The following is a 12124-nucleotide window of genomic DNA, read 5'->3' as shown; positions in this document are numbered from 1 at the left end:
TTATCTTAAAAATTTATCAAATATATAAACTAACTGTAACAATGTAATATACATAACACTAACTAACATCAAGGTCCTAGCTGCTTTTGCAGTTCGCAACTTGTATAACTTAACGGAATAAAATAACATCCATAATCCTAGCAAGAAAACTACCACTGCTGCTACTGGCGTAATAAATAATTGACCAGTAAATCCTAAAGCTGGTAATAGCGATGCTAGAATAAGCCAAACGGTATATAAAATAACTTGTAATGCAGTTCCTTTGTCTTTCTTACCCGTTGGCAACATAAAGAAACCCGCTTTTTCATAATCTTCATACAAAAACCATCCAATTGCCCAGAAATGTGGGAATTGCCAAAAAAACTGTATCAAAAATAAAGTTCCAGCTTCTATCCCAAATTCTCCAGTTGCAGCAACCCAACCTAACATAAAAGGTATCGCTCCCGGAAAGGCTCCTACAAAAACAGACAACGAAGTCATTGTTTTTAAAGGCGTATAAAGACTTGTATATAAAAATATTGATATCGCTCCAAACATTGCTGTTTTCGGATTGATGGTGTACAGTAAAACAATTCCAATAATTGTCAATAGACTAGCAATAATCAATGCTGTACTCTTACTCATCCTTCCCGCAGGAACTGGACGGTTTTTAGTACGATCCATCAAAGCGTCTAGATCTTTTTCAATAACTTGGTTAAAAGCATTAGAAGCACCAACCATACAGTAACCACCAACTGCCAACTTCAACAAAGTCATCCAATTCAGTGAATCGAAACCAGCGATTCCAAGCATAAATCCTGCTATCGACGAAAAAACTACACTAATAGCAAGACGTGCTTTAGTGATCTCGCGGAAATCAATATAAACAGATTTTAATGAAAGTGTACTTTGTGTTGCGTTCAATGCTAATGTTTATTTGCTATGTAAAAACTTTTGCAAAAGTAGGTTATCAAAAGGGATTTGGCAAAAAACAATTCATAAAAAGAATATCAATCTCTAAAATAAATACTAATAATCAAAATACCAATTAAAGATATCAGCTCGTAGTCCTAAACTAAACCAACTTGTACTTTCCGTAAATGTCGTAGCTGTGTTTTTAGTAGGGTCAAAACTTCTATAAATTACACTTCCATAAAGCTTTAAATTAGTTGCAGGATTTACTAAATAACCTGCTTGAACATCAGCAATAAATAACGAAGTTTTATTTCCTTGTCCCACTTTTACGCCACTGTCAAATGGGCGATTTTCATCGTAATCTTTATAAATATTACCTCCATAATTAAAAGAATTATCCGTTGTGTCAAAATCCAAACCTCTCGTTCCCATTGTAAATTTTGCATCAGCAAAATATCTTCCTTTGTGATATCTTGCAATAGCTATTAACTCTTGAAAGTTACCACCCCATTGATGACCAATGCTTTGATTATTGTGTCCATAATTAGTGATTGCAATACTGTGAGAATAAACATATGGACGTACATGATTGTATTCTAACTGAAGTAATAGATTATCAATTTTAAAAGCATTGTAATATTTTACTCCTAGTTAATATCCATATTTATTTTTCCAACTATTATCTCGCGCTTTGATGTCGCTAAGAGAAAATTCATCTAAAATAAACTGTCCATAAAAATTAATTTGATTGCTCCATTTATACTTATAAGTCAATCCTAAAACTGCATTTCCACTTCGAGCAGAAGATGCAAATTCTACTGATCTATAAAATATTATTGGGTTTACAAAACTAATATCAAATCCCCTATCATTTGTATTTGTCCATATAACTGATTCAAAGAAACCAAGATTTAAACGGTTAGAAACATTCCAACTCAAATAATGATTTGCCATAAATTTTGTCGCATAAGTGCGCTCAATTGTAACATCTGGTCTAACATCCTTAAGCCACATGTACGTATTAGTATACTTAATTTTCCAAAATTTGGTGTTTAGTTTGAAATAAGGATAAGGACTCGCGCCATCACTTTCCAATAAAGAACGATATCCATCACCTATAAAGTTTCTTCCGTACCCTAGTTGTAAATCAATGTATTTACTTGGCGCAAATGTTAAATTAGCTTCCGCCAAAGGGAAATCATATCCATCCGATTTAAAACCTTTAGCAATTCCCATTCCTGGAACAATCGCTGGATTTCCACCTGCGGGCTTTATAGATTCAGCATAACGGTTGTAATAATCAGCAAAACGGCCTTGACTTTCAAATACAGTTGTAGTAAAATTAAGTGTAGAACCTAATCCTCCACGAAAATTAATACCACGAGTATTTACGTAAGTATAAGACGATTCGCTTTTAGAAGCCTTTCCCACTTGCAAATCGAATATAGGATTTAGTGTAAACCAGTAATCTTCGCCTTTAATTTCGACAGTATTCTCATTCCATAATTTTCGTTCCCACCAGCTGGTAGCTTTCTTCTTCAGTCCTTGATTAACTGCCTTAAGATTATAATATTTAGAAACTTCTGCGTACGTATATGGTTTTGATGCAGTATGATTATTACTTCCCATTTGATTTAGCGATGCGTCAAATTGAGCATAGTAACTATGGGAAAACGGAACATTTAAATGACTGTCAAATTCTGGACTATCATATTTTTTATAAACGATGCTATCTAGTTCTGTTAGTTGCGCTGTTTTATTTGGTACGAATTCGGCTTTCGCCAAAGCTTCCTGCGAGAGCAGTTCGCTTGATTTTAATGGAATAGCAATGTTCATTGTGAACTTTGCATAGGTAGGTTTGCCATTATAAGTTGACGGCTCAATTTTTGGCATTTTCGAAAAAACTCTTCCAGTCTCTTGGATTAATTTTTCATCACTTGCATTTACGTAAATGACTTTAAATATACCATTGCTATCCACTTCGAAAAGTACTTTTACATTTCCTTGAAAGTTATTTTCTTTCAAATGGGCCGGAACCTCAAAATTACTAAACACAAAATCTTGAACTTCATTATAAAAGCAATTCTCTAGTACTTTAAATTGTAAATTTTGACAGTTAGGAAAAACTGGAAAGCGCTCCGCAGAATTACCGGATTGGACAGAAATACTAGAAACATCTTGTGCATACATTGAACAAGAAAAAAATGCTACAAATAATGCTATCAGTATTTTATTCATGCGCATTTGCTTTTTCAATTTAATATTCATCATTAGAGCTTTGACCATTTGCTATCATTTTTGCGCCAGAAGTGCCTATGCGCTTTACTCCTAATTTAATCATTGCAACAGCTTCGTCATAAGTACGAACTCCTCCAGCGGCTTTAATAGGAAGTGGCGATGCGTTTTCTACCATCATTTTTATTGCAGGGATGGTTGCACCGTTCGGTAAATTATTTTCTGTTTTATAAAATCCAGTTGATGATTTTACAAAAACCTTTGAAAAACAATCTTCTTGGAAAGTAGAAATAACAACATTTTTAATTAAGCTTGACAACTGAATTATTTCTTTTTCATTTAATGCAGCCACTTCAATAATCCATTTTACAACTTTATTATTTAGCAGTCCTAACTCTGTACATTCCCTAATTTCTTCTTTTACTAAATCTATATCTCCGTTTTTGAAAGCTTCGTAATTACAAACAAAATCAAGATCATCTGCACCGTTATTTATTGCGACTTTAGCTTCGTGAAGCTTTTCCTCTAGAGAAGATTTTCCTTCTGGAAAATCAATCACAGTTCCTATTTGCACAGTAGATTTAGCTTCAGCAATCATTTCTTTAGCTAAGGCAACTCGATTAGGACGAATCATAATTAGCTTGAAATTTTCGTCGATAGCTTCCTGAATAAATTCTGTGAATATGCCAATGTTTTCTGCTTCACTAATATCAGCTTGTTCGGCAGTTTTTAAATAAGTAGAATCTAAATATTGCTTAATATTCATAATTTTTTTCTTTTGTAATTACAAAAATCCAGACTGACAAAAATACATTTTATATCACATAATTTCTAAATAATACTTCCATTTATAGCTTTAGGGGAATTGAAACACCTTATGATTTCTTTGTACTATTCTAGAGACAGCATTTTAAGAATTTTGAAATTGAAATGTAGGATATTTTAAAGGCAAAAAATCCCGCTATTGCGGGATTTTTAGGTTGTACTTTTATCTGCTTTTTTTATTCAAACCAAATAAAATAATAAATAATAGTGATAAAGTCGCACCAGTCATGTTTGCCACTACATCATATACATCGGCTTGCCTGGTGGTAGTCATTAAATTCTGCGCTCCTTCAATACCGATTCCAAATAAAACGGAAAAGAGAAATGAAAACAACAATGGTTTTATAGAACTCTTTGAAGCCAACTTACTTTTAAAAAATAAAAAGCTTAAAGTAGTCAATACAAAATGAAAAAAAGAATGAACCAACTTATCGATGTTTGTGACATCTCCTAAAGGAACCGATTCAAATTGTGCCAAACAGAAAAAAGCAATTACTCCAGACCAGATTAATGCGGCCCAAAAATAAAGGTTTTTATGCACCTATTAGTTCTTTATAAGATTCGCTAGAAAGTAAACCTTCTACTTCATCCATATTTGCTATTTTAATTTTAATCATCCATCCTGCTCCGTATGGATCAGAATTTACGCTTTCTGGATTACTTTCTAAATCGTCATTGAAAGCAATAATTTCACCTGCTAAAGGAAGAAACAAATCGGAAACTGTCTTAACTGCTTCTACTGTTCCAAAAACTTCATCCTTCTCTAAAGTTTGATCTAAAGTTTCTACTTCAACATAAACAATATCTCCTAGTTCTTTTTGTGCAAAATCTGTGATTCCTACTGTTGCGATATCGCCTTCAATACTAATCCATTCGTGATCTTTTGTGTACTTTAAATTTGCTGGTAAATTCATCTAAATTGTAATTGATAATTATTAATTGATACTATATGTTTTCTGTTACAAATGTAACAATCTTCTGTACATATATAGTTCAGAATCTAAAAAATTAATTCCCGAAATTATAACGAAGTGTAAATCCAGAACGAACATTTGTTAAAGGGAAAGAAGTTGATATTACTGCTTTCGAAAAAGAATGATCATAGTAGAAAATTGCTGTCAAATTTTTACTAAATGCGTAATCTGCTTTTACCTTCAAAGACCATAAATTTTGTCCTCCCGCTAATTGATTATTGTTGTAATCTAAATAACGAACAATAGTCTGATTATTTCGATAAGCAATGTCTGCTGCAATATTAATATCACTTTTTATTATTCCTGTTGGGCTGTCTGCTAGTCGCGATGAGAAAATCACATCTTTAAATCGATATCCTAAACCTACTATATATTCAACTCCTTTTACTTCAGTTAATAAATTATTATCAAAACTCATTGATAACGCCCTATCTTTCTTAATCTCTGTCAGTACTTTTAAAGAACTTTTCAATTCAAAATCCATACGAATAAGTGGACTAAACTGCTCGACTAAATTAATATTAGACATGATCGTTTGATTAAAGAAATTACCACTTGCATCTACCCCATTTGGCGTATTGTCAAACTCGAAATTTGATCTGAATGCATTTATAGTGTACGATGCTCTATAGTTATGTTGTAAAGAGAAGCGCTTGAAATTTTCTTTGAAAAGTCCGAATTTCATTAATCCATTGTATTTAACTGCCCAGTTGGGGATAGGAAAGCTTCTAAAGATTCCAAGTGAAACATCAGCTGCGTTACCACCAGAATACGCTGCTAAAAATGCTGGCAATAATACTGCTTGATTATTCTTACCATAGCCTAAAGGAAAACCTTCAGCATCCCTATTTATTGGATTATTAATATCAATTCCTCTATCTGATGCTAAACGATTTGCTATTGTAAGTCGGTTTGATCTAAAATCGTCAAATGCAGCAGAACCATTCTCATCACTTGCAGCAAATGAAGTCTTAATTAGAACAGCTGATATAGAAAATATACCTGCGCTGTATGGAGATCTAGGATTATAAACTCCATTAGTTACATCATACTGCTCTGAAGAGTTTTCAGAAAAAGCTCTATCTAGTGTCAGATCAATTTTTAAATCAGGTAACAAATCGATACTCGCAGTAGCTTTAAATAATTTATTAGTTACCTGTGTAAAGTTCTGATTGAAATCAGGATAATCTGTTAACCATCCATTTTTTGCGGCTTCATATCGAATGTCATCTTGGCTTCCAAAAATAAATCCTAATGATGGTCTTGAAGATCCTAAAAATCCAATTCCTGGTGTGTAACCTGGTAAAATTGTACCACTGTTATACGTATAGTTCATTTGTACATTCTTCACGCTTGTCAATATTCCTAGCAATCCATCTACAAAAGGATTGTTCTTTTGTACTTGATTAACATTAGCACTGACAATTTTCTCTCCTGGTTTTGGAGCAATTATCTTAGCTTTCGGCAAACTTTTAGCACTGTTCTTTGAAATACCTAAGTATTTGTATAACATTTCCATATTGAACGTGGCGTTCAAATTATTAGAATTTGCATTTTGAATAACATTTCCTAAGTTATAATCTGCTCCATCAATTTGTATTTGAGAAAGTGCATTTGAAGTTCGCTGCCAACTATAATCACCCGTGTACGAATAATTTGCTTTTACAAAACTAAATAATGGTATTTTGTTAATTGGAATCTCATAATTAATAACAAGCTGCTGCATGTGCTGATTAGGGTCTCCAATGTCCCAATAGCTATCCCAAATTGTAAAGGCATCAATAGGTTCATTATCCTCGTTTAAATAATTCTTAACGATATTACTTGATGATGCTGTATAATTTAACTTCAAAGACTTAGTCAAGTTATAATTAAAACCATACTGATAATTAAAGGCAAAATTTCTACGATATAAAGGATCAAGACCTATTCCTTCTACTTCAACTTGTCTAAATTGTTGACGATTGTATTGTCTATTAATATTAGTATTGAATGTAATATTTGAAGGCAAGTAATTAAAATTGAAATCACTTAATAACTTCCAGTAATTACTTTTTTTCATAAACTCCATCTTTTTGAAAGGCTCAACTGGTTTCGATTGAAAAGTATAGCCGTAGTCAACAGATGAATTTGCTTGTTGATCCACATACTCTTCAATTTCAAAATCATGTCTTTCAACCTGGTTAAAAGATTGCGAAAAAGTAAAGTTTTCAGCATCGTAAACATGCTGTTTTTGCTCTGGCTGACGCTCTTTTCTAACACCAATAAAATTTATACTTTTCCTTTTTGTGTAATCAACTGCGCGACTTGTTATATTATCTCTTTTATTCTGGTCTGTTGTGTTTTCAAGTAACTGTTTTAATTTTATATCTTGATTGAAAGGATCATACTCAGGAGTAATAGTCTCTTCTCCAATAGCATAATTGAAAGGCAAATTTACTCCCCATTTTTGAGGAAGTAACTTTCCAAGATTCATATTTGTAACGATATTGTACTGCTTCGTATCTTCTCTACTACGTTCATTTGGTCCTTGTTCCAAAGCTCCAAAACCTATAGTGCTTTTTCTACCAGATGCAGATACAGTAGCAAAGTCAGCTAAGTTTGAATCAACGTTTACAACTGCAGCCATACCACCTTGGTTATCCATATCAGCTAAACGAAGCTCATTGAACCAAACTTCTCCTTTAATATCATTACGAAGATCGCTGTTTTTAACACCAACCATAAGAGTACGCACTAAACCAAAGTTTGGATTTCCTTTTATACCTAATCGCAGTCTATTTGTTCCGTCACCTTCAGGTTTGTTAGGATCTGAATCGGGATAGTAAATTCCGTCCGTTGGCAAAGTAGTTGGATCAATACTCATTGCTAGTATTTTCAATTTGGTCAATAATGCTAATGATAAATCAATCTCATTTTCTTCTGGCCAAACAGATTCTGAACTTAAAGAACTACAGTCTGAAGTAGATGTTCCTGATGGAAGCGTCACTTTTAGCGGAATTTCTATTTGATAGAAATTTTGCGTAAAGTCATTTCCAAAACGTATAAAACCTACCATTTGATCGTCTTGAAGAGCAATCTCACCTGGCAATGATTCAGCGTGTAAAAACATTTTCAATTTCTTGAACTGACGCATATCAATACTTACATTTTTAAAAACCGCTCTTGAATCTTGAGGTTCTAAACCATCTCCTGAAACTCTTAAAGACAATGCTTGTTCGTTTTGATTGATAATTGTATTGTTATTATACAATTGTTCTCTTTCAACTCCCGGTGGAGAAACATAATTTACAGGACATCTCTCATTATTCTCCTGAATACTTACAGCTAAAACGTCTAAAACAGTTTTGTCATCTGCAAAATTTGTATCATTAAAATCAAGTGTATTTGTGTATCTTCTCCATTCACCTCGCACTAAATCTAATGCTCCAAAACGAACCGTCACCTCTGAGCTAAAACCAGTCATAAACATTCTCATAAAACGAATGGATCTAAAGTCAGAAATATTTCCAATTGTATTTTCTGGCTGTGAAACTGGAATTTTAAATTGCAACCATCTAGCCTCAGTGCTAGAACCATCTGGCAAGGTTACTTGAGTATTTCTAACATCAGTAATATAATTTTGACCTACATTCATTCCTGGTCTTACATCAATACTATATTCATAATAAGCATTGATGGTATTCATTGTATTATCTCTATTGATATCTTCTACATCAGGAAGTGTAGTCGATCCTCTATTAGGATCATTAATATTAACTGCCGAGTTTCCTTCTGTACCATTATAGTTTTTATAACGATCTACAATTCCACCTGTAGTATTTAAATAATAAGTATAATCATCAGCTGCTGGATCTAGTTCTGTAGCAAAATTAGTATAGACTGACCCTTCATTAGCATTTGACAAACCATCTAAACCTACATCTTGATTTTTTCTGTTATCGGCATTTGTATCGAAAGCATAAATTAATGATTGAGAAGCTGGGACATCTCCCCAAAGTGGTCTTGGGTTGGTTAGTATTTGGTCAGGTCCAAGTCCATTTTCGTATTGCTTTCTTCCATCCTTTAAAACATCTTCTGAAACTTCTCCTAAATTGAAGTAGATTTTTCCAGTATTGGTTTGATTTGATTGGCCATTTCCTACATAAGGATCTAATACCCAAAACTGAATATATTCAACATTTCCTTGTTCGAAATTTGTTGAATTAATAGCTCTCATTATTCCACCATAATTAGAAATTGGATCTGCAGCAACATTTGCATTGTTATTGTATGGACCTCTTTCAGATGGATAATAACTCAAATCAAGTGTATTTACAACTTGAGTTTGACCTTGTGCAATATCAGTAAGTGGATATAATTCTCTACTAAAAATCCTTCTAGTCGAATTCAAAGAAAGATCTTCATTAGAAATACCCGATGGCTTTTGTGTATAAAAAACTGGATCGATAGTGTACCAAGCTAATTTCGCTCTTTTAAATCCGTAACTCAAGTCATTGGCGCTAGCGTTAAAATCATAAGTGCTTCTCGAATTACGTGCAGGCGTCGATGCTAAACTCCATGAGTAAGCAGAACGCATATCAATAGTAGATTGAGAACCTTCAAAATCATCTACGTAAATAGTAGATTCACCTTGAAACTGATCGGCTTTTGGAGAATCAGGTTTTAAAAATGCAATTTCTCCTCTTATCGAAAGATTTGAAGGCACATCAGTATCTATATTTGGCAATTTGTTCACTAAACGAGTTAAGAAAGGAACTTCTGTAGAAAAGTTAGTATTAAAACCAAATATGGTGTTATTTACAGACTCTTGTCCAAAGCTTGATTTTTGTGTAAATGGCTTTTCAGACATTTTTAAAAATGTACCACCTACTACAAAATTATCTGAGATTTTATGCTCTACATTTAAACCCATGAACCTTCTAGTCTGTTGACCAAAAACGGAATTGTTTTCAAGAGAAACTTCTATAGGTGTATTTGAAGCTTGTAAAGATGGGTCTAAAATTTGAACGCGACCTAATTGATAATTCACACTATAATCTATTCCTTCGACTAAAACTCTTCCAGCTGCAGTTACAACCACTGAACCTTGTGGAACATTAAATGCACCAATTGGTATACCGTCGCCTCCGCTAGATTTATATTTTCCTCTTAATAAAAACTTATTTTTATCACTGTCTTGTAGCGCGCCAGATTGTGTATTTCTGTACATATTGCGAAACACATATTTCTTTTGATTTGCATTGTATGAAGACGGATTGCTATACGTTTCTCCAGCGCCGTTGTTTGCTAATTTGGAAAACAGCAATTCACCAAATGGTTCTTTAGTTGTAAAGATTATTCTTCCATTTTGCGCGTCGATAGTTAAACCTGGCATAAAATCAAAAAACCCATCACCACCAGCTTGCGGATCGTTATTATAATTTAATTTATCTAAGTTGAATACTTTCAGTAAAGGAGTTTCTGCAATTTCATTTTCTTTAGATGGATTTGCTGGAAAAGGACTTCCAGGAACTTCACTAATATAATTTAATGGCGAAGGATCTGTGTAAAGGATATTAAATCTAAAATCTTCTTGCTTCAATTGATAACCTCCTTGAATCTGGTAGATGTTTTTCATCATCAAATTCCAAACTGGATTTTTAACATTTGTCAAGTTACTTTTCAGCATTTTCAAAACTAAACTTTGAGAAATAATCGCAGTGGTTGCTGGAGTATTTCCTGTGACAATCGTAGCATCTACGCCGTCGTTACCAAATTCTCCAACCTGATACACCTTATCTCCTATCGTATATTGATAGGCAACCGCTAACACTTCATCATTAGCTAGACGTTGCTGCAACGAAATATAACCTAACTGCGGATTAAAAGTATATTCATTCGGATTTAGCTTTCTTGCGTTTTCTAATTTGGAATAATCTTGACCCTCACTCACAGTAGCGTTAAATCCTGAATTAGCAGTTACAATTTCGCGAATATTAGGATTTAATAAACCAGTTCCTACAGTTATTTGAGCGGGATCGTAATCGTTATTAGTGTTATCGGTAGGAGAATCAAATGGCTTATTAAAGATTCCTGCAGCAGGATCTAAAACAACAACCTCATTATCTGCTAAACCAGAAAGCTGCGCTTCACCTAAATCTTGTAATGCAATAATATTTCTTAGATTATTATTTGTTGTAGTAATTCTATTCTGCTTGTTGGTTACCCAAATTTCAATTCGCGAAATCTGAACTCTACTATCAATAAACGGATAATTTGCCAATGATTTATCGTATCTATTTCTAAAATATTGAGATAAGAAAAAGTGACGATCTGAATCGTAATCTAATGCAAACATTTCAAAATTCTCAATTGTTCCACCGCCTTCAGCAACTAAACTTTTAGTTTGTGATTTTTGTTCAGAAAAAACACCTGTGATAGTGGTTTTGCCAAATTGTAATTTTGTTTTAACTCCAAATAAACTTTGCGCTCCTCTTATTAATGAACTGTTTAATGGTAAACTTACATTTCCAACTTCAATTTTTTGAATAATATCATCCTCAGAAGGAGAATATTCTAATTTAATTAAATTCTGAAATGCGAATGTAGATTGAGTATCATAATTGGCGTTTACATTTAATCGTGTACCCACCTTCCCCATTAAACTCATACTTATTCTTTGATCAAAATCAAAAGAAGTATTAGATCGATTTCGAGGCGAAAATGACGGATTATCTTGCTTCGTGTAACGCATTCCTAAATCCATTTCTACAGATCCAGTAGGTCTAACGTCTATTGTATTACTTCCAAATATAGATTCAAAAAGACCCGATTTAACATAATAACGAGGTAGTAAATCTCTTTTGTCAAGCTCACTTCCCTCTTTCTTTCCATCAACTGCATCAACTTTTTTCTTAAAATAATCGCGCATAGACTCTTTTAAGACTAAGCTCTCATATTCTTTTGGGGTCAAAATTATAGGGTAATTTATAGAAAAACCGTCAACTGAATTAGTATAGATGTAGCGATCTGTTACCGGATCATAAGTGTACGCAGAGAGAATGCTTTGCGGATTTTTTAGCTGCAGTTTTCCGACAGAAAAACCAGTTTGAACAGTATCCTGAGTAACCTCTTTTACTTGTGCGCGTGCTGCAAAACCACAAGATAAAACAAGTAAAAAAGTACAAATTTTATGCATATAACTCTTGTTTCTT

The 12124-nt window shown here is 33.3% G+C and carries 5 protein-coding genes and 1 pseudogene; all 6 read right to left on the bottom strand.

Annotation, left to right across the window (positions count from 1 at the left end):
- Positions 1 to 903, bottom strand: a complete 903-nt coding sequence (gene cyoE, locus BC961_RS00835; RefSeq protein WP_121923969.1) for a heme o synthase — start codon at positions 901 to 903, stop codon at positions 1 to 3.
- A 105-nt stretch (positions 904 to 1008) separates the two neighbouring features.
- Positions 1009 to 3084: pseudogene (locus BC961_RS00830) on the bottom strand (energy transducer TonB).
- A 67-nt stretch (positions 3085 to 3151) separates the two neighbouring features.
- Positions 3152 to 3895: a deoxyribose-phosphate aldolase gene (gene deoC / locus BC961_RS00825; RefSeq protein ID WP_121923968.1), complete on the bottom strand. Its 744-nt coding sequence runs from the start codon at positions 3893 to 3895 to the stop codon at positions 3152 to 3154.
- 222 nt (positions 3896 to 4117) lie between these two features.
- Positions 4118 to 4495, bottom strand: a complete 378-nt coding sequence (locus BC961_RS00820; protein ID WP_121923967.1) for a VanZ family protein — start codon at positions 4493 to 4495, stop codon at positions 4118 to 4120.
- Entirely contained in the window at positions 4488 to 4868 is a 381-nt protein-coding gene (gcvH, locus tag BC961_RS00815; protein WP_121923966.1) for a glycine cleavage system protein GcvH, read from the bottom strand. The genes BC961_RS00820 and gcvH overlap by 8 nt, the downstream gene beginning before the upstream one ends.
- 94 nt (positions 4869 to 4962) lie before the next feature.
- Positions 4963 to 12108, bottom strand: coding sequence for a T9SS outer membrane translocon Sov/SprA (gene sov / locus BC961_RS00810; protein ID WP_121923965.1), 7146 nt, complete (start codon positions 12106 to 12108; stop codon positions 4963 to 4965).
- Positions 12109 to 12124 lie beyond the last annotated feature (16 nt).

Source organism: Flavobacterium weaverense (assembly GCF_003688495.1).
Lineage (GTDB): Bacteria > Bacteroidota > Bacteroidia > Flavobacteriales > Flavobacteriaceae > Flavobacterium > Flavobacterium weaverense.
This window is presented reverse-complemented; position numbering and strand designations above follow the sequence as displayed.

Bases quoted from the DNA above. Each gene is read 5' to 3' on its own strand.
- deoC (WP_121923968.1), bottom strand. From the start codon at position 3,895: ATGAATATTAAGCAATATTTAGATTCTACTTATTTAAAAACTGCCGAA.
- gcvH (WP_121923966.1), bottom strand. From the start codon at position 4,868: ATGAATTTACCAGCAAATTTAAAGTACACAAAAGATCACGAATGGATT.
- sov (WP_121923965.1), bottom strand. From the start codon at position 12,108: ATGCATAAAATTTGTACTTTTTTACTTGTTTTATCTTGTGGTTTTGCA.